The organism is Legionella sp. D16C41 (assembly GCF_048541585.1).
Lineage (GTDB): Bacteria > Pseudomonadota > Gammaproteobacteria > Legionellales > Legionellaceae > Legionella_C.
The window spans coordinates 1,582,211-1,601,168 of the sequence record NZ_CP183303.1 but is presented as its reverse complement, the minus strand read 5'-3'; the positions used below and the strand labels follow the sequence as shown (position 1 = coordinate 1,601,168).

Sequence of the window (18,958 nt, the reverse complement as noted above, 5' to 3'; positions counted from 1 at the left end):
GCATTCGGCTTTTAAAAAACAATAACAAGATGCGTCTAAATCAACGTGTTAAAAATGAGCGGGATGAATTTTATATTCACTGTTCTCGCTTAAATTTACTTATTGCAATGATGATTTGCTTTTCAGCATTAATTATTGCAAGGCTTGGCTATTTACAATTAGCGCAATTTAAACAGTACGCAACCCTTTCTCTAAAAAACCAAATGAGTATCATTCCAATTGCCCCACCACGAGGAATTATTTTAGATAGAAAGGGGAAAATACTTGCAGAAAACATTCCGGTTTATGTATTAGAAGTTATTCCGGAACATGTTAAAAATTTAAAAAAAACGCTAAGCGATTTAAAAAAACTTATTCCATCTATCAGTGATGAAGACATCAATAACTTTAATCGAGCTAGACGGCAAAATCGCTCTTTTGTGCCTATTCCTTTAAAGCTTAAATTAACTCAAGATGAAGTCGCTATTTTCGCTTCTCATCAATATCAATTTACAGGTGTTAGTATTAAAGCGCGTTTAATGCGCTATTATCCTTTAGGTGAGGTAACTGCCCATCTTTTAGGATATGTTGGCCGAATAAATATTCAAGAATTACGTCAGGTTAATCAAACTAATTATCGAGCTACTAATTTTATTGGAAAAACAGGGATTGAAAAATACTATGAAAAACTACTTCATGGTCAAGTTGGCTATCAGTTAGTTGAAACCGATGTCAGCGGTCGCACTATACGCGTATTAGATAAACAAAATCCCGTCTCGGGTGAGAAGCTTTATTTAACACTTGATGTTCGTTTACAACAAGTAGCCTATGAGGCTTTAAAAGATAAACGTGGCGCCGTTGTTGCTATGAGTACGCAAAATGGTGATATCTTAGCAATGGCCAGCTCACCAAGTTATGATCCCAACTTATTTGTTAATGGTATCAATCTTAATGATTATCAAAAGTTAGCGAGCGCTAAAGACAGACCACTTTATAATCGAGCCGTGCGAGGCTTATATCCTCCAGCATCAACCGTTAAACCTTTTGTAGCACTAGCTGGTTTAGAAAAAGGTGTAGTCGATTTTAATTATCGTGTTTTTGATCCCGGCTGGTTTAAATTACCGGGTGTTAGTCATGAATACCGTGATTGGAAAAAAACTGGTCATGGGATGATTAATCTTGCTCGTGCTATTACTGTTTCTTGTGATACCTATTTTTACCAACTTGGCCATAAAATGGGAATTAAATCCTTAGAAGACATGTTACGAAGATTTGGTTTTGGCCAACTTACTAATATCGATTTATACGAAGAAGCGCCTGGGATTGTGCCTAATGCCCATTGGAAAAAAAGCAGCAAAGGAGTACCTTGGTTTCCAGGTGATACCTTAATTACAGCAATAGGACAAGGTTTTATGCTTGCTTCCCCATTACAATTAGCTAATGCAACAGCAGCATTAAGTCAAAAAGGTCGCCGTTATCGGCCACATTTATTACAGCAATCAATTCAAAGTGATAGGGACGAAATCCATCCTTTTAAACCTGTTGAAGAATATCCAATAAAATTAAAAGATGACAATTATTGGACGATTGTTGCAGAAGCTATGCATGCTGTAATTACCAATAATGAAGGAACAGGTTATCGTTTCGGTCGAACAGCTCCCTATTCTGTTGCTGGTAAGACGGGTACGGCGCAAGTATTTAGTGGCCGCCAATATGAAAAAAAACGTTACGAAGAAATACCTGAGTTTTTAAGAGATCATTCTCTATTTATCGCTTTTGCACCAATAGAAAAACCAGAAATTGCCATTGCTGTAATGGTTGAAAATGATTTTGCTGCCTCCAATGTTGCCCGTAAAGTGTTAGATGCCTATTTTCAATTTAAACAAAATGAGACTACTACATGAGACATTATAATCCTCGTCCAGTCTACAGACTTACTGCTAAATCAATACATATCGATTGGCCGTTATTAGGATTATTAATCACCTTAATGGCTGCAGGTATTCTTATTTTATATAGTGCATCTAATGAAAATATTAATATGGTAATTCGTCAATCAATGCGTTTAGCCTTTGCTTTTAGTATTATGTTAGTTTTTGCTGCTATCCCTCCGCATAAATATAAGATTTGGACGCCTTGGATTTATGGAATAGGTTTTACTCTACTGCTTGCAGTTATGATTATGGGAAAAATTGGTAAAGGTGCCCAGCGTTGGCTTGACTTAGGAATGTTTCGCTTTCAACCGTCTGAAATTATGAAATTAGCTGTACCCCTTATGGCAGCTTGGTACTTAGATCGAAAACCCATTCCTATGGATTTAAAAACTTTAAGTATTGTTAATTTAATTATTTTTATGCCAGCACTTTTAATTGCTAAACAACCAGATTTAGGCACCGCTATTATGGTTGCTTCAGCAGGGTTGAGCACGGTTTTTTTAGCTGGATTGTCAATACGTATTATTGCCTTAATTAGTGTAATCGCCGGACTTGCTGCTCCTTTTTTATGGCATGTTATGCATGATTACCAAAAACAACGTATCCTAACATTACTAGATCCAGAGCAAGATCCACTTGGTTCAGGATATCATATTATCCAATCTAAAATTGCAATTGGCTCAGGTGGTGCTTTTGGTAAAGGCTGGCTGCAGGGCTCACAATCTCATTTAAATTTTTTACCTGAACATGCAACTGATTTTATTTTTGCTGTAAGTGGAGAAGAATTCGGCTTTGTCGGAAGTCTAATTTTAATTACCCTTTTTATTCTTATTTCATTAAGAGGCTTACAAATTGCTAAACAAGCGCAAACTAGCTTTACACGTTTACTAGCAGCAAGTCTTGCTATGACTTTTTTCCTTTCTGCTTTTGTTAACATAGGTATGGTTATGGGTATTTTACCAGTGGTTGGCATACCCTTACCACTAGTAAGTTACGGCGGCACTGCTATGGTAACCTTCTTAGCTAGCTTTGGTATTTTAATGTCAATTAGCTCGCATCGAATTTTGTTTAATGCGCATCGTTAAGTTTAAATTACCTCCTGAACAATTAACGTTTGTTCAATGTTAACGTTTACAGCTAGTAGCTTAGCAACTGGCCCATAACTTTTGCGATGAATCGCGCAAGGACCGAGTTTTTGTAAGGCTGCCTGATGTTTAGCGGTTGAGTAACCTTTATGAGTAGAAAATTCATAACCAGGGTAAAGCCTTTCCATTTCATCCATTTCTCTATCCCTAGCAACTTTTGCTAAAATAGATGCAGCACTAATTTCTGCGACCAATAAATCGCCATGGACGATAGCCTCACAGGGGATATCTGTAGATGGCACATACAAACCATCAATCTTAACTAAGTGTGGACGAATAGGTAAACTTTCTATAGCTCGCTGCATAGCTAATAAAGTAGCATGATGGATATTTAATTTGTCAATTTCACTAACATCTGCGCGTCCATAGGCAAAAGCTAAAGCTTTTTGCTCAATTTCAAGCGCTAGTTTACTCCGCTTGAGAGCTGTAAGTTTTTTAGAGTCAGTAAGGCCATCAATGGGCTCATTTAAAATAACCGCTGCTGTTATGACAGGCCCTGCCAAAGGGCCGCGACCTGCCTCATCTACTCCTGCAATATATGTAAACATGCTAATTCTTAACCTTAATTAGTGATGTTATGTCTTTGTATATAGCCTTATTCAATAGCTTATAAATTTTAAGCTTTTGCAAATTTAAGTCAGGTACTTCAGTTCTAAGCCTTTGTTGTCTGATTCCTTTTCGCCTTGGCTAAAGCTTAATAACTGACGCTATACTAAAACAGCTAAGTTTACTTTTCAAATTGATTTCTCAGTAAAGAAATGCGATCATGCACTTAAATTACCCAATTCACATTTTCATGAACGTGCTAAACTGTGCTGTTATTGGTGTCGGCTATTTAGGCCGTTTTCACGCCCAAAAATATAAAAATTTACCTAACGTTAACCTTGTTGGGGTTTGTGATATTAATCAGGATGTTTGTGACCAAGTAGCACAAGAGCTTAACGTTCCTGCATATTATGATTATAAGAAATTATTTGGAAAAGTGGATGCTGTAAGTATAGCTACTACTACCAATCAGCATTTTGCAGTAGCTAAAGATTGCCTAGCCCAAGGCATTCATGTGCTTATTGAAAAACCAATTACTGAAACTACAGAACAAGCTGATTATCTAATTTCCTTAGCCAAAAAAAATAATGTCAAATTACAAGTAGGCCACTTAGAACGATTTAATTCAGCACGTTTAGCGCTAGAAGAACATTTAGAAAAGCCACTTTTTATTGAATCACAACGTTTAGCGCCTTTTAATCCTCGGGGTACTGATGTTAACGTGATCTTAGATTTAATGATTCATGACATAGACATTATTCAAACAATAGTACATAGTCCAATTGTCAAAATTGATGCGCAAGGGACGCCCATTCTCTCCTCTTCTATTGATATTGCTAATGCCCGTATTCGTTTTAAAAATAATTGTGTTGCAAACATTACAGCCAGTCGCATCAGTTTTAAAACAGAACGTAAAACGCGTATTTTTCAACCGAATTCTTATATTTCTATCGACTATCATAATAAGCAGTTTGCTGTGTTTCAGAAAGGTGAAGGAGAGATGTTTCCAGGTATTCCAGAAATTACGCGCCACCAATCTGTTTTCGAAAAAGGCGATGCTTTGTTAGAAGAAATTACAGCATTTATTCATTGTATTCGCACAGATAGCTTGCCTTTAGTTACCGGTCAAGAAGGCCGTAATGCGCTTGCAACAGCTCAAAAAATTACTGCCTTAATTAATACGGATTTAGTATCAAGGCTTGCTGATGCCTATGCCTAAACATATTGTTATTATTGCCGGCGAAGAATCTGGTGATCATCATGCAGCAGACTTAGTTAAAGAATTACAAACTCATGACTCTACCATTAAGTTTAGTGGTATGGGTGGCAAACATATGGAGGAAGCAGGTGTAAATGTTATTGCTAATCTTGCGAAATTTGGCATGATAGGTATTACTGCAGTCATTAAACATGCATTTGTTATAAAAAAAACTTTCCAAATCATTAAACAACATTTAAAAAATACTAAACCTGATTTATTAATATTAGTTGATTGCCCAGGATTTAATATTCCTATTGCGAAATATGCTAAACATGTACTTGGATTACGAATTATCTACTACATTAGCCCGCAAATATGGGCTTGGAAAGCAAATCGCATTCATACGCTTAAAGCCTGTGTTGACCATATGGTAGTGATTTTTCCTTTTGAAAAGGCAATTTATCAACAAGCAGGTATTCCTGTATCTTTTGTTGGCCATCCTTTGGTACAACGTGTACAACCTTCAAAAGATATCGCAAAAATTAAAGAATCTTTTAACCTTCCTTTAAATAAAAAACTAATTGCTCTACTACCTGGTAGTCGTCGCAGCGAAATTGAAAAGCATCTACCGATTATGGTTAAGACAGCTGAAAAGTTAGCAGCAAGTTATGATGATTTACATTATGTTATGCCAATTGCTCAAACACTTAACTCCGATATAATTAAAAAATACTTTACGGCTAGCGCGATAAACATCACCTTTATTCGCGGACAAGCAATTGATGTCATTGCTAGCAGTCATTGTGTTGTGGTTGCATCAGGCACTGCTTCCCTTGAATGCGCTTTAATGCAAAAACCTATGTGTATTATCTATAAAGGCTCTTTTTTAAGCTATCTTATTGCTGCTAAAGTGATTAAAGTTAAATATTTAGGTCTTTGTAATTTATTACAGAATAAAATGATTGTGCCAGAACTTTTACAATATGACTGCAATGCTGAAGAGCTTACGCAAACCTTAAAGGCCCTTATTACAGATAACTCTTTACAAGAACGAATGATTGCTCGACTAAAAAAATTAAAACACTCTTTATCTAATGAACAGGCAGATTGCTCAATGGTAGATGTAGTTAAAATGGAATTGAGTAGGGTTTAAAAGTCATTAAATAAAAGATAATTAAAAAGCTGATAAACGCAGGCCAACCTAAAATAAACCAATATTTAAAATACTTATCGTAAGCAGCAGGTAAAGGCGCATTTGTTCTTGCTGCATAAGATGTAAAATTGCGGATTTTAATTTGTAAATAAACAACAATAAGCCAACATAATAATGCAAAAGCATAGCAAATTAAGCTACCTATAATCCAAAAAGACATTAAGGGAAAACCTGTAAGGTAAACCATTGCAAGCCCCGTTAAAGGTTGCAGAATCATGGTACTACCGGTAAAAATCCAATCTACAATAACAACATATTCATTAATAGCCCCCATTACAGCAATATCTTTTTTGAAATGACCATAAAGCATAATAGCCGCTGTACCTATACCTGTGCCAAACAAGATAGTTGAGCTTAAGATATGAATATATTTTAACCATAAATAGAGCATATTAATCCAATAGATAAAGTATAATTATACTAATTAAGACAGGTACATTTTTAACAATAGAGCCAAAAGGTTCTATCCAAAGATAAGGGATCTTGATGGTAATAATAATAGTATAAGCAACCATTACCATAATTTGTATTAGACAGTTTAGTTTAGTTTTATAATTAAATAGCAAACTAAAGCCAAGAGCAGCATTAATAATACAAGCAACATAAAGTAATATAGGTTGCCAAAAATTATTCACGCCTGCTTTTGCTAAAAGCATAAATGATGCAGCTTTAGGAAAGAAAAAAGCACTGACTACTGCACTCGCTAACCACATAAATACTAAGCTTAAACGTAATAGAGGTTTTATAAAAAATAAACGCGCATATAAGCGATCTGATTTACTAACTGGTAATTGATAAGCACCTTCTTTAAAATTTTTCGGTACAAATCCTGCAAGCTTAGTAAATTTTTCTACTTCCTGTGGTGCAGCTATGTTACCTTGTTCAAGCATTGCAATAGCTGGTGTATTAATTGTTGAGAAAGGTAGATAATCACCAATTTTCGCGCCAACTTTAATTAAAGCCATGGGTATAGCTAAACTATAATTACCCTTAATTTGCAACCAATTACGTAGGGTTAGTAAAATTTCTTTGAGACTTACTGTTTTGGGGGATACAGCTGGTAAAATAATTGAGTCTTGCTTACTACAAATAATAAAATGACCTACAGCATAGGCTAAATCTTCTACATGAATAGGCTGAAATGGTTGTAATCCTTTACCTGGAAGAGGAATGATACCAGGAAAAGCAGCTAATGCCCGCATTAATGCCATTCCGCCTTCTGATGCTTGGCCATAAATAAAAGATGGCCTAAGTATAATACAGGGATTCGTAAGTGTTAATAAATAATCTTCAATAGCCTTTTTACTTTTAGCATAATCAGATTGATATTGATCTACACCTAAAGCTGAAAGATGAATAATCTTTTTAATATTAAGTTTGTTAGCAGCCGCAAATAAGGCTTTGGGCGTATAATAGTGAATAGCCCATATTATTTTAGGGTTTGAATGATAGAAAATACCAACACAATTAACAATAACATCAATATCCTCTAAGCGTGGCAGCCAAATTTCTTCTGTAGTATCTTTAACAAAATCACAAGCGATTACTTTGGCTTGTGGAAATAAATTTTCTGTATAGAGAGTATCTCTTACCGCTGCAACAACCTGATGTCCTTCTGCAATAAGCGTTTTAGTAATCCAGGCGCCAGCAAAGCCGGAAGCGCCAGTAATTAAAATATTCATGGTTACTCTTGAGATGATTCTAGATTTTTTAACGCTTGGCTATAGCCTAAATAACCTCCTAAACAGCTTGCGCCAGCACCTAAAATAAACATTATAAAAGTAATAAGTGCATTTAAAACTATGACTTTTTTATCAGCTTCTACAGCTACACTCATAGGTGCTTTTGAATTTAGAAATATTTCTGTTAGCATTGGCGCATCATTGGTAATCTTTATAGCCACTAAACTGGAAGTAAAATTAGCATGAAAAGCCACAAATTGAATCATATTGGTAATTAAAATAATCGTTAAAATTAATAATAAAGACCATGCCAAAAAACCAATAAAGCAGCCCCACATCTTTTTTAAGGATGGGTAAGAAAGTCTACCTGCTAACCAACCTGTCGAAAACATCGCAATGAGAGCTGCAAGACAGAAACAAATAAAGCCCCACAAAGAAAACTCAATTTTACCAGAAGCTCGAATAGTAAAGCTTGCTATACCCAATGCAAGAGCTAGTAAATTAAATAAAAAATTAAGGCCCACACCTGCAATAGCCGCCGAGATAACAGCTGACCAATTAATATAAAGTTTAATTTTAAAATCACTTTTATTGATGGTATCAATCATAATTATTTTGCTTTATGAAGCTGTAAATTGAAATACAAGCAAAAATATAAAAGCAATAAGGGCGATTAGTCCATGCCCTGCGACCATAAATTTTGGTACAGGCTTTTGCATAATATCGCGCCAAACAATATAAAAACCACCAATTGCGGCTAAAACAAACAGAACTAAACTGACAATAGGTGAAGAGCGGCTAGAAATTAAATATAAAATAAGTAAAACAATGCCAACTGCGGCAAAAGAACCATGGATCATTACAACCCCTTTAGGAGGGTTTTTACCTTGCAACATATAATTAAACAAATAAATACCTAAAATTGCAGCTAAAGCAAAAATAATAGTTGCGAAAATTAACACGATTGGCTCCTTATCGAGGTTCTTTTAAAGTTAAATCTGTCATAGCAGGTCCTTCAATGACCTTTCCTTTTTTAGTAAACCGACTGCCATGACATGGACAATCCCAGGTTTTTTCTGCTTTATTCCAGTTAACAATACATTTCATGTGAGGGCAAACAGCAGAAACCATATGTAGCTCATCATTATCACGACAAATAGCAAACTTCTCTTTATCAATTTCAACAATTTTACCGTCGCCTTCTTTAATTGAATCAAAATCAGTTTCTGAAAAGATAGGCAAATCTTTACTGTATTGTTTAGCGACATTAATATTTTCTTTAGCTAGAAAGCCTAATGAAGCACCAAACTTCTTACGATTAGCTTGATAAACGTCATTATAAGGCACTGCTCTATCAAGAATTAAATCAGCAATATCAATTCCTGCTAATGTGCCATAAGTTAATCCATCAGCAAAATAGCCAGTAGCCATGTAAGTATGTTTTGCTGTATTGGAAGCAAGGCCTATATAAGGAATACTATCTGCAGATTGGTAATGTTGAGCCGACCATTTAAAAACAATTTCTTGTATAGGTAAATAAGCTTTTAAATAAGATTCTAATTCTTCATAATGCTTTTCAGTATCCTCTCCCTGTCCTGTTTTATGATGACTACCAGAAAGCATTAATAATTCAGGGTTGTTAGTTGTATAAGCGTGCGCTGAGAAGATGTGCGATTTTTCACCAAAATCCCAAAAGTGCCCTTCTGGGCAAGAATTATTTTTCAAGCGCACCGCGACTACATAACTTCGGTAAGGCGCTGTATAAAAATGAGTATGATTAATCCCCAATGGGGTGTGCGTAGCTAAGATAAGTTTGCGTGCAGTGATTTTGGCATTTTTTGTATAAAGATAACATACTTCTTTTTCTTCAAAATTAATTACCGGCGTATTCTCATAAATCATACATCCTTTTTCATTTAAGTAGGAGGCCATGGAGATCACGTATTGAAGTGGATTAAATCTGGCCTGATTGGGCATCATGACTGCTTTTTTAAAAGGAACAGCCAAAGGCATTTCTAAGGTATAGTCAATAGCAATATCTAGGCGCTTTAATAACTCAACTTCCTTTTCAAGAGAGACACGCTCTTGGCCATTAGTGTAACCATACCAAGGCCTACGAGTAAAATGACAGTCGATATTTTTATCTACTACATTTCTTTCCACATAATCCATTGCTTTTTGCCGAGAATTAGCAACAACTCTAGCCGTCTCTAAATTAAATTTTTTCTTAATACTTTGATAAAAAGGCTGTACAGCAACATATAAATTACCCGTAGAATAACTTGTAGTAACGCCACCAATTTGGCCTGCTTCTAATATAGCAACTCGTTTACCAGCCTCTACAAGTTGGCAAGCTGCTGTAATCGCTGTAATACCTCCTCCTACGATAGCAACATCAACTTCGATATCTTTAACTAAAGCAGGGTAAGTTTTATCTCGCTTACTTATAGCAACCCACAGTGATTTCCCTTCTTGCATTAGCTCTCCTTAAAGTTAACTTCTCTTAGTTGAAGCAATTATTATAGTGTAGACTACCTCAAATTTAACTTAGATAAAAATATTATTAGGAGACAATATCTAAATACAAGAATATTCACATAGCCTTTTAACTTAATTAAACCGGCAATAATAGTTTGGCAAATGCTATACTGCTATCAACCTAGCTTGCTTTATAAAAGTCCTTATGAAATTAAATTTTGATAATAGTTTTGCGCAACTACCTAATAATTTTTTTACTAAACTTAATCCAGTTCCTGTCAAAAACCCGAAACTGGTACATGTAAATACTAATACTGCTAATTTATTAGGAATAAAACAAAAAGATATAGATAAAAAGACTTTTGCTGAATATTTTGCAGGTAATCGACTTTTAAGCGGCAGTGACCCGCTAGCGACAGTTTACTCAGGCCATCAATTTGGTTATTACGTCCCGCAATTAGGTGATGGCCGTGCTTTACTTTTAGGTGAAGTAGTGAACCCCGAGGGAGAGCGATGGGATATTCAATTAAAGGGTTCAGGCCTTACTCCCTATTCACGTATGGGTGATGGCCGAGCAGTACTGCGCTCTACGATTCGTGAGTATTTATGCTCAGCTGCTATGAACGCTTTGAATATACCAACTACCCGCGCTCTATGCCTTGTTGAGACTAATGAATTAGTTTATAGAGAAGAGCCTGAGCCTGGGGCTATTTTAACTCGAGTGGCACAGTCACATATTCGTTTTGGTCATTTTGAATATTTTTATTACACCAATCAACATGATGCTCTAAAAGAATTAGCAGATTATGTTTTAACACGTCATTATCCAACTATTCCAACTAATAAGGATGGTTATTTATACTTGTTTGAGCAGGCAGTAATTAAAACAGCTAAATTAATTGCCCAATGGCAGGCAGTTGGCTTTTGCCATGGTGTAATGAATACCGATAATATGTCCATTTTAGGTTTAACCATTGACTATGGCCCATTTGGCTTTCTTAATACGTTTAAAGCAAATCATATTTGTAATAGTTCTGATTATACAGGTCGATATGCCTATGATCAGCAACCCACTATTGCATTATGGAATTTATTGGCCTTAGCTCAAGCTTTAGTGCCTTTAGTTTCTGTAGATAAGTTACAAGATACGGTAGCCAAATTTGATAATGAGTTTCAACATCACTATTATCATTTATTCCAACAAAAATTAGGTTTTGAATGTAGCCAAAATACAGATAAGCAACTTATTGCTGATCTTTTGCATTTATTAGAGTCCAATCAAATTGACTACACCTTATTTTTTCGTCGTTTAAGCACTTATAATCCAGAAGTAAAAGATAATAATTTAGAGTATTTGTTTGTAAATCACCTTCAATTTTTAAATTGGCTTGAACGTTATAAAAAAAGATTAGAAATAGAAAAAATATCGACATCAATTAGACAAAAAAAGATGAAGGAAATTAATCCTAAATTCATATTACGTAATCACTTAGTACAGCAGGCGATTATACAGGCATATGACAATAAAAATTATGAAGAAATTGCAAAATTATATTCTATTTTACAAAAGCCTTTTGCTGATCAACCTGAATATGAATTATATTCTTTACCACCGCCCAAAAACTTAGCAGAAATTCAAGTAAGCTGCTCTTCATAATTTAAAAAAGCTTTATGATTAATTCAAAATAGCAAATTTGTTATAGATCCATTATGCTTTAAGTAATTATTAAATAAGGGTAACTGTTCACGCATATGCTTGAAACTTAGTGAAAGACTGAATAGACCTCTTTCCAAACTGGTAGTAATGAGACAAGGTCAGTCGAAAAAAAGCTGAAAAAGCGCAGTGTACATCAAGTACATGAGCATTTTGAAGACTTTTTTCGGCTGAGATTGGCCATTAATGCTAGTTTGGAAAGAGGTCAAATGTGAACGTTTAAAAATAAGGACTTTAATACCATGTTAGTCACCTTTACCAGCGAATCTTATGGCAAATTAACTTTTTTCGGTGATATTGCAAGGCGATTGATTCAGTTAATGGGCCATAGTAATAACATACCAGGCGCCATTACAGCTGATGATATAGATTTAGCACTTAATAATTTGTTAGATGGCCTAGACAAATTAAAAAATAAGGTTAAAGCTATGCAGTTTGATCAAGAAGACGAGCCTGATATTAGTTTAGCAACTCGAGCTGTACCTTTAATTGATATGCTTAAATCAGCAAAGGAAAATCGTGAATCCATTATCTGGCAATAGCTAACTTATGGTCATAAATTGCCTAATATTAACTTAATAACAGCTTTGTTATTCCCGTCAAGGTAAGTATTTATCTTTAGAAAGGATAGAACTCTTAAATAAATTTTTTATGTTGTCTTTCCTGCACCGGCAGAAAATTATGGCTATGGTGGCACCGGGCGAGTAGGAGGATGGATTTCCGCCTGCGCGGAAATGACAAAAGTCTTAAAGCGTACAACTAGAGGTATCAAGTTTTTATGTTGTCTTTCCCGTGCCGGCAGAAAACTATGACCATAGTGGCACCGGGCGAGCAGGAGGATGGATTTCCGCCTGCGCGGAAATGACAAGAGTCTTAAAGCGTACAACTAGAGGTATCAAGTTTTTATGTTGTCTTTCCCGTGCCGGCAGAAAACTATGACCATGGTGGCACCGGTCGAGTAGGAGGATGGATTTCCGCCTGCGCGGAAATGACAAGAGTCTTAAAGCGTACAACTAGAGGTATCAAGTTTTTATGTTGTCTTTCCCGCGCAGGCGAGAAACTATGGCTATGGCGGCACCGTGTGACTAGGAGGATAGATTCCCACCTGCGCAGAAATAACAGGGTGTTTAAATTGATGTTATTAACTGATCTCTTACACTTTAAGCATGTTGATAAGTAAGCGTATTTTCTTCATCTAGAAGAGCATTTTTAGAATAACCAGAATTGAAATAGATAAGATTACCTTGAGGAGTAAATTCTATTCTAGATTCTACTTGGTATGCTGAAATACTTACTGCCGCGCGATAACCATCTTGGATTTTAGTTCCAGCCTCTACTTGCTTTACTTGCAGTTCAGTTAAATTAACCTTATAACAAGATAGCCTTGAACAATTACCAATATATTGTTGCTCACCTTTAATAAGATCTTCTGGCGATTTATAAAAATGCCTATAAATATTTTTGGGCTCAGCTAAATACCACTTTTCTTTTTTTAGTCGCTCTACAATAGGTAAATAATAAAAATTATCTTGTTTTTCAATAGTAGAATTAGTACCTACGAGCTTGTTTTTTTGAAAGAATTCCAATTTCATAATTTTTATAGTTATTTCAGTAAATTTTAAAATGAAACTTTATTTAAAAAATAGTTAAACGAATTATCTAATGATAGTTAAGTATTAATATCAAAGCACTATATTTAAAAATAGTTTGAAACTTAAAAGCTCTAATTTATCAAGAAAATACTGCTAAGTTGGTAAAAAAGCAATAGCTATTTTAAAGTTTTCCCAATTAACCTAATAATCTAAGAACATCCTTAACAATTAACTAAAACTTCTATCTTAAGCCTACAATATTTATAGTACGGTAACTCTAGTAATAAAATAGCTACTAAAAATGAATTTAGTATTGTTAAAATTCTAGTATTTTTAATTAGGACTTTTATTAAACAGACTGCTAAAAATGCCTTACAAGATAACTAGAGAATATCCCGCTATAAGTTATAGTCAGGGAGGTTAAACAATTTTTAGAAAAAAACCGAATACCGTTCCGTACCTAGGTTCTTTTGATGAAAAATTTATAAGGTTTTAAATGCAATATAACCTTATTTAAAAAAATTACTTAATTTAGCAAAAAAATTATTTTACCTTTTATATTAGTTATATTAGTAAATTAATATTACCTTAAGGTTAAAAAAATATAATAGGAAGATAATATTTAAAATTTATTAATTTCTTATGACTTTTCTTTCTGAACTGAATAATAAATTAAAAAATTTTGTTGACTATCAATATCACTTAGCAAAAAAACAATTAATTTTTATTAATTGGGATGCATATAACTTTGTCAATTTAATTTTTCAGTCACTAAATTTAAACAATTTTATGACTATTTCTGATTTAGAAAACGCAATCGCGTTAATAGAAAAGTTACCCATAGACTCTCAAAATTACCCTTATATTGATCAGTTTATTATAGCAAATAATCATAAAATTCTAAGCCAAATAAAAAATGATATTCCGAATTACCCACACTTACAACTACCGAAAGCGAACTTGAGTTTAAGCGGTAAATGTATAGAAATTCTAATAGAAATTCATCAGACTCTATTAAATTATTATATAGAAGGATTATCGCATACAACTGGACAACAGGCTGTTAAAGAGACTCACTATGAGCCTAACATGATAGATGAATCAGAAGCTTTTTATGGTTTAGCTATCACTACAAGAGAACATAGAGCCGCTGATAATTCTACTATTATCCCAGATGTGCGTCGTAAAGGGGTTAGCTTTTGCGGTAAATTCATAGACCATGAAGGCCAAGATAATCCACATGATTCTAAAATTATTGAAGCCATTGAAAATTTTGCAGGTGATAGTATCAATAACCCGAATTCTAAAGCGAGTAAAATATTATATTTTGGTGGTCAATTTTTGGAAGCGGTCATTTTAAATGAATTTACCAATACCATGGAATTTACTAATGGCTTACCTGGGAGAATGGAGCGAGGAGCAGTTAAAGGACATATTGACTGGTCCAAAGATATAGAAAAAAATGAAATTTATGCAAACGTTAATATAAAAATATACACTTTTAATTTTGCCTATGATGATGCAGATAAACTACCAGAACTTTATGTGATTAGTAGTGATGGGAAAACCTTATTACCCCTACCAAGTACTGATAGTAATTTTGAACGAGTTTATAAAAACTATGATGATGAAAGGCTTGGCCATACAACTAACAATGCCCTTCATGTCTGTGAATATGAGGTTAAAATAAAATTAGTTTTCGATTCACTGACCCAGCAATATTATTTTAAAGTTGATCAATGCCAATTAAAAATTAATACCCCGCAGTTGACTTCTACTCGAGAAGAAAGTCTTGTTTGCTCTGCACAGATAATAAAATCTAATAATGTAAATAAGTCAGAAAATACTAATACTAATTTAGATGCTGAAGATGATAGCTCAAATTCAGATCAAAAGCTCTTTACCTTTAATCATTAAATCTAATAAGAATTGCTCACATTTTTTCAATTGTTCAAGCTCTACAAATTCATTAGCACGATGTGCTTGCTCAATGCTTCCTGGGCCACAAACAATTGTAGGTATTTGAACCGCTTGAAATAAGCCTGCTTCTGTAGCATAAGCAACTTTTTTTAATGTTTGCTGATTGTTCATTTCTTGACATAGTTTAGTGAAATTTGCCTCTAAATTTGCTGCAAAGCTCGCAACGCCTGCAAGCTCAATTAAGTTTATACTAGCTAAAGGATATTCACGCTGCATTCTTGGTAACAAGTAATCATTTATATAGGTTTCTATCTGCTTTTTAATAGTATTCGCTTCATGCTCAGGAAGATTACGAAATTCAAATACAAATTCACAAAACTCAGGAATAGTATTATAAGCATTGCCTCCTTGAATAACATTGGTTGTTAAACTAGTAAAAGGTATGTCAAAACCTTCATCTAACTGCTGCTTTTTAAATTTTTCTGCTAATTCCTTTAAAAAGATAATTAAGTTAGCAGCATACTCTATCGCATTACAACCTTGAGTTGTTAAGGAAGAGTGTACTGCTTTCCCTATAATTTTGCAGCGAAAAACATTAATTCCTTTATGTGCAATTACAGGCTGCATACTGGTTGGTTCACCAACAATACATGCTTTAGGCTTATAATTTAACTTTTGTAAATCATTAATCAGTAAAGGTGCGCCTAAGCAACCAACCTCTTCATCATATGAAAAAGCAAAATGGATAGGAAAAGATAATTTTAACTCACAAAATTTTGGTAATAACGATAAAGCAACTGCAATAAATCCCTTCATATCAGCGGTACCACGACCAAAAACTCTACCTTCTCGTATCTCTGCTTTAAAGGGATCACTAGTCCAAGCTTGTCCTGTAACTGGAACAACATCAGTATGTCCTGATAAAACAATTCCGCCTTCTTTATTACCATTAGCCGCAGGCAATGTGGCAAAAAGATTAGCCTTTTGGCGGTCCTTATCAAACGTTAATCTAGATTCGATATGATGCTCTACTAACCATTGTTTAATTCTATCTATTAATTCTAAGTTCGATTTTACTGATGTTGTATCAAAGGCAACTAAGGTAGTAAGCCAATCAATCGTTGTCATGTTTAATCCTCATTTATATTAAGCTTGTTTATTCACTTAGCTAACAAAGAGTTCTTTTTATAAATCAAATTTAAGTACTATTCGACCCATTTTTATAAATTTGGTCAACTTTAAATTGTATCATCCTAAGGTTTGAAAACTTTAATTTCATTAAATTGTTCAATTGGTCTAAGAAGTAAACAAGCTTGTATTGATGATTAAGATTTGCAACGTATGTTAGTAGATTATAAAAAAACCTTGAGGTACAATAATTCGGCTTTCGTCTTTCGAAAGCATTTGGATTAAGCTTTTAACGAAAATAAGGAAGTTACGATGAACGTGATTGATACACAAGCATCTGCTCAAGGTATAAAAACAGAACAAGGCCTTCAAGAACTAGTCTACACTCTAGTTACTCGTTTTCTTGCTGAAAATAAAAACAAACCTATTGATGATCTTTATGACATGATTTTGTCAGAAGTCGAGCCCCCTCTTTTGCAAGCAGTTATGGAAAAACGCCGTGGTAACCAACTACAGGCTGCTAAGATGTTGGGTATAAGCCGAGGCACCATTAGAAAAAAACTATTACGTTATTTCGGCACAAAATATTTTCGCTTAACTGACGAGTAATATTTAATTATAAGTTGAAGGCCCAAGACGTGGGCCTTTAAAATTACAACTTAAATCATAAATTTTAAAAAATTAAAAAATTAATTTCTTCTAAACCTTGTCTAATTGATAAGTAAAATCAACATTGCGTTTTTTAAATTCTACTGCAATTTTGTCTTTATGCTTAAGTGTCCCTTGCATGTAAGTATGGTTAGGTGACAAATCACCTTGAATGGTTATATCAAAATTGTCTACAAGTAAAAGAACCGATAAAAGTGCTTCTTGGATAGCAACTTTACGCCCTATACAATCACGCATACCTAAACCAAATGGCAGATAAGCTCCTTCATACTCAGGCTCTTCAAACGTATCTGTAACTCTAGAAGAATTAAATCTCTTGGGGTGAAAGTTATTTGGATTATCATATACGGTATCTAAGCGATGAGCTTGCCAAACAGCAATGAAAATTACCGTGCCTGCAGATAAACGTAAATCTTTAGAGGTATCCCGTTTTGCCATTAAATGTTGATATTCTTCCTTTGAGTGGTAGATGTCGTCTAAATTGGCCAAATAAAATTCGTTAGTAACTACTCGTGGGATGACTGGAACTGGTGGGTATAATCTTAAAGACTCTTTTAAAATTTTATGTAAATAAGTCATTCGCTCCAAATCCGGGCGTGTCCATACTCCATTACTAGGTCTATTCTTATCAATTTCTATTCGCAAATCTGCAAGAATCTCGGGGTGTTTTGCTAGTAACATAATAGTAAATTGCAATAATCTGGAGGTCGTTTCGTGTCCAGCAAGCAAGATAGATGAAGCATCCTGCAAAGAATTTGTTACAGCCTCTTCTACTAGAGCTGTATCGTCACAAGTTAAGATATCTTCGCTAATCTTACTGAAGTAATGGCGCAAAAAATTATCTTGTCGTATAAGATTTCTGATATTGGGCTTTACAAATAAATCACTGACAACTTGATCTACATTTTTCTTATTATCATCTAGACGTGTATTTAATTTAATGTTTACGTTTTCTGCAATCTTTTTTAAAGCAAGTATAAAGCAGCTAGCAGGATTACATGCGGTCTTCATAGCATTCCCAAAAGCATTAGAGATAGCCGGAGCTTCTGTAAATAATGATTCCGTATTAAGTACACTTCGAGAAAACAAGTCCATTGCTAAAGTGGTCATAAATGTTTCTAGGGAAGGCGTAACGCCTGATAACATAAGCCTCGCAATATACTCATCAATAATATCATTCATTTTATCCATAAGCTCATCTAAAGCACTTGTTGTAAAAATCCAGCGCTTTAACTCAGCACGCTTTCTTCGCCAATTTTCATCACTTGGTAAACCAAATATATTTTTATCACCAAAAATGAAGGTAAAAGGTTCTAATGCCTCATTTCTATCTACATCATGTTGATGCGTAACCATAATTTGCTTAATATCACTAGGGCGCGTTACAAACAAAAACGGCCTATTGCCTAAAGAGCCATAACACATTTTTCTTAAATCGAGACTTGCTGATTTAGCCATATTATTAAGCTCTTCACCTAAACCTACACCATCATTTTGGGTTGCATAACCTGCTCGTCCAAAGAAGGGGTTTCCCGATAGACGAGTAATTGTCGGGTGATACCAGCCAGTTAGCGAAGAGAAATTTACCGGAGCATGTTCATAAAGCCAATTCAATGTATTTTTTATTTTTCCGGTTAAATCAGATTCAGCAAAAAAAGTTACTCCGTTATTTAATGAAAACATATAGACACATCCTAATATCTGTAGTTGTAAACTTGTTGCCTAACTAGCAATTACAAGTTAACTTTTAAAGATTT

The 18,958-nt window shown here is 34.4% G+C and carries 17 protein-coding genes; 8 read left to right on the top strand and 9 right to left on the bottom strand.

Features of this window, described 5'->3' with window-relative positions; all coding sequences use genetic code 11:
• Window positions 1–29: 29 nt before the first annotated feature.
• Entirely contained in the window at window positions 30–1,883 is a 1,854-nt protein-coding gene (gene mrdA, locus ACNVED_RS07000) for a penicillin-binding protein 2 (protein ID WP_419421036.1), read from the top strand.
• Window positions 1,880–2,998 carry a rod shape-determining protein RodA gene (rodA, locus tag ACNVED_RS06995; protein WP_419421035.1) on the top strand — a complete coding sequence of 373 codons (1,119 nt, stop codon included), beginning with the start codon at window positions 1,880–1,882 and terminating at the stop codon, window positions 2,996–2,998. Before mrdA ends, rodA begins: the two co-directional genes overlap by 4 nt.
• A gap of 2 nt (window positions 2,999–3,000) precedes the next feature.
• Here the strand turns inward: rodA and rnhB are convergent, their stop codons facing one another.
• Complete coding sequence (gene rnhB, locus ACNVED_RS06990) at window positions 3,001–3,606, bottom strand: ribonuclease HII (RefSeq protein ID WP_419421034.1); 606 nt, start codon at window positions 3,604–3,606, stop codon at window positions 3,001–3,003.
• A gap of 248 nt (window positions 3,607–3,854) precedes the next feature.
• Between rnhB and ACNVED_RS06985 the strand changes: the two genes are divergently transcribed.
• Together ACNVED_RS06985 and lpxB are read left to right on the top strand one after the other, a co-directional pair.
• Window positions 3,855–4,823, top strand: coding sequence for a Gfo/Idh/MocA family oxidoreductase (locus tag ACNVED_RS06985; protein ID WP_419421155.1), 969 nt, complete (start codon window positions 3,855–3,857; stop codon window positions 4,821–4,823).
• Window positions 4,810–5,958 (top strand): lipid-A-disaccharide synthase, encoded by a 1,149-nt coding sequence (gene lpxB, locus ACNVED_RS06980; protein ID WP_419421033.1) that lies wholly within the window; start codon window positions 4,810–4,812, stop codon window positions 5,956–5,958. The genes ACNVED_RS06985 and lpxB overlap by 14 nt, the downstream gene beginning before the upstream one ends.
• On the opposite strand, the gene ACNVED_RS06975 is transcribed toward lpxB, so the two are convergent.
• The 5 genes from ACNVED_RS06975 to ACNVED_RS06955 are packed head-to-tail and all read right to left on the bottom strand — an operon-like array spanning window position 5,933 to window position 10,178.
• Complete coding sequence (locus ACNVED_RS06975) at window positions 5,933–6,409, bottom strand: DUF2269 family protein (RefSeq protein WP_419421032.1); 477 nt, start codon at window positions 6,407–6,409, stop codon at window positions 5,933–5,935. The two genes, lpxB and ACNVED_RS06975, sit on opposite strands and share 26 nt — an antisense overlap.
• A 1-nt stretch (window position 6,410) precedes the next feature.
• Window positions 6,411–7,700 (bottom strand): SDR family oxidoreductase, encoded by a 1,290-nt coding sequence (locus tag ACNVED_RS06970; RefSeq protein WP_419421031.1) that lies wholly within the window; start codon window positions 7,698–7,700, stop codon window positions 6,411–6,413.
• Between the two features lie 2 nt (window positions 7,701–7,702).
• A complete protein-coding gene (locus ACNVED_RS06965; protein WP_419421030.1) occupies window positions 7,703–8,308 on the bottom strand; it encodes a hypothetical protein in 606 nt (201 codons plus the stop codon).
• Window positions 8,309–8,320: 12 nt separating this feature from the next.
• Window positions 8,321–8,662 carry a hypothetical protein gene (locus ACNVED_RS06960; protein WP_419421029.1) on the bottom strand — a complete coding sequence of 114 codons (342 nt, stop codon included), beginning with the start codon at window positions 8,660–8,662 and terminating at the stop codon, window positions 8,321–8,323.
• Window positions 8,663–8,672: 10 nt separating this feature from the next.
• Window positions 8,673–10,178: an FAD-dependent oxidoreductase gene (locus ACNVED_RS06955; protein WP_419421028.1), complete on the bottom strand. Its 1,506-nt coding sequence runs from the start codon at window positions 10,176–10,178 to the stop codon at window positions 8,673–8,675.
• Window positions 10,179–10,383: 205 nt separating this feature from the next.
• Here ACNVED_RS06955 and ACNVED_RS06950 point away from each other — a divergent pair, with 205 nt between their 5' ends.
• Together ACNVED_RS06950 and ACNVED_RS06945 are read left to right on the top strand one after the other, a co-directional pair.
• A complete protein-coding gene (locus tag ACNVED_RS06950) occupies window positions 10,384–11,835 on the top strand; it encodes a protein adenylyltransferase SelO (RefSeq protein WP_419421027.1) in 1,452 nt (483 codons plus the stop codon).
• Between the two features lie 299 nt (window positions 11,836–12,134).
• On the top strand, window positions 12,135–12,434 hold the full coding sequence (locus ACNVED_RS06945; protein WP_419421026.1) for a DUF1840 domain-containing protein: 300 nt from the start codon (window positions 12,135–12,137) through the stop codon (window positions 12,432–12,434).
• Window positions 12,435–13,052: 618 nt separating this feature from the next.
• Here ACNVED_RS06945 and ACNVED_RS06940 read toward each other — a convergent pair.
• A complete protein-coding gene (locus tag ACNVED_RS06940; protein WP_419421025.1) occupies window positions 13,053–13,484 on the bottom strand; it encodes a hypothetical protein in 432 nt (143 codons plus the stop codon).
• A 642-nt stretch (window positions 13,485–14,126) separates the two neighbouring features.
• Here ACNVED_RS06940 and ACNVED_RS06935 point away from each other — a divergent pair.
• Complete coding sequence (locus ACNVED_RS06935) at window positions 14,127–15,401, top strand: hypothetical protein (RefSeq protein ID WP_419421024.1); 1,275 nt, start codon at window positions 14,127–14,129, stop codon at window positions 15,399–15,401.
• On the opposite strand, the gene argE is transcribed toward ACNVED_RS06935, so the two are convergent.
• Window positions 15,369–16,532, bottom strand: a complete 1,164-nt coding sequence (gene argE, locus ACNVED_RS06930; protein ID WP_419421023.1) for an acetylornithine deacetylase — start codon at window positions 16,530–16,532, stop codon at window positions 15,369–15,371. The genes ACNVED_RS06935 and argE overlap by 33 nt on opposite strands.
• Window positions 16,533–16,844: 312 nt before the next feature.
• Here argE and ACNVED_RS06925 point away from each other — a divergent pair, with 312 nt between their 5' ends.
• Window positions 16,845–17,141, top strand: coding sequence for a helix-turn-helix domain-containing protein (locus tag ACNVED_RS06925; protein WP_419421022.1), 297 nt, complete (start codon window positions 16,845–16,847; stop codon window positions 17,139–17,141).
• Between the two features lie 90 nt (window positions 17,142–17,231).
• Here the strand turns inward: ACNVED_RS06925 and ACNVED_RS06920 are convergent, their stop codons facing one another.
• Window positions 17,232–18,884, bottom strand: coding sequence for a cytochrome P450 (locus ACNVED_RS06920; RefSeq protein ID WP_419421021.1), 1,653 nt, complete (start codon window positions 18,882–18,884; stop codon window positions 17,232–17,234).
• Window positions 18,885–18,958 lie beyond the last annotated feature (74 nt).

Coding starts and splice junctions, on each gene's coding strand:
- mrdA (WP_419421036.1), top strand. CDS start 30: ATGCGTCTAAATCAACGTGTTAAAAATGAGCGGGATGAATTTTATATT.
- rodA (WP_419421035.1), top strand. CDS start 1,880: ATGAGACATTATAATCCTCGTCCAGTCTACAGACTTACTGCTAAATCA.
- rnhB (WP_419421034.1), bottom strand. CDS start 3,606: ATGTTTACATATATTGCAGGAGTAGATGAGGCAGGTCGCGGCCCTTTG.
- ACNVED_RS06985 (WP_419421155.1), top strand. CDS start 3,855: ATGAACGTGCTAAACTGTGCTGTTATTGGTGTCGGCTATTTAGGCCGT.
- lpxB (WP_419421033.1), top strand. CDS start 4,810: ATGCCTATGCCTAAACATATTGTTATTATTGCCGGCGAAGAATCTGGT.
- ACNVED_RS06975 (WP_419421032.1), bottom strand. CDS start 6,409: ATGCTCTATTTATGGTTAAAATATATTCATATCTTAAGCTCAACTATC.
- ACNVED_RS06970 (WP_419421031.1), bottom strand. CDS start 7,700: ATGAATATTTTAATTACTGGCGCTTCCGGCTTTGCTGGCGCCTGGATT.
- ACNVED_RS06965 (WP_419421030.1), bottom strand. CDS start 8,308: ATGATTGATACCATCAATAAAAGTGATTTTAAAATTAAACTTTATATT.
- ACNVED_RS06955 (WP_419421028.1), bottom strand. CDS start 10,178: ATGCAAGAAGGGAAATCACTGTGGGTTGCTATAAGTAAGCGAGATAAA.
- ACNVED_RS06950 (WP_419421027.1), top strand. CDS start 10,384: ATGAAATTAAATTTTGATAATAGTTTTGCGCAACTACCTAATAATTTT.
- ACNVED_RS06945 (WP_419421026.1), top strand. CDS start 12,135: ATGTTAGTCACCTTTACCAGCGAATCTTATGGCAAATTAACTTTTTTC.
- ACNVED_RS06940 (WP_419421025.1), bottom strand. CDS start 13,484: ATGAAATTGGAATTCTTTCAAAAAAACAAGCTCGTAGGTACTAATTCT.
- ACNVED_RS06935 (WP_419421024.1), top strand. CDS start 14,127: ATGACTTTTCTTTCTGAACTGAATAATAAATTAAAAAATTTTGTTGAC.
- argE (WP_419421023.1), bottom strand. CDS start 16,532: ATGACAACGATTGATTGGCTTACTACCTTAGTTGCCTTTGATACAACA.
- ACNVED_RS06925 (WP_419421022.1), top strand. CDS start 16,845: ATGAACGTGATTGATACACAAGCATCTGCTCAAGGTATAAAAACAGAA.
- ACNVED_RS06920 (WP_419421021.1), bottom strand. CDS start 18,884: ATGTTTTCATTAAATAACGGAGTAACTTTTTTTGCTGAATCTGATTTA.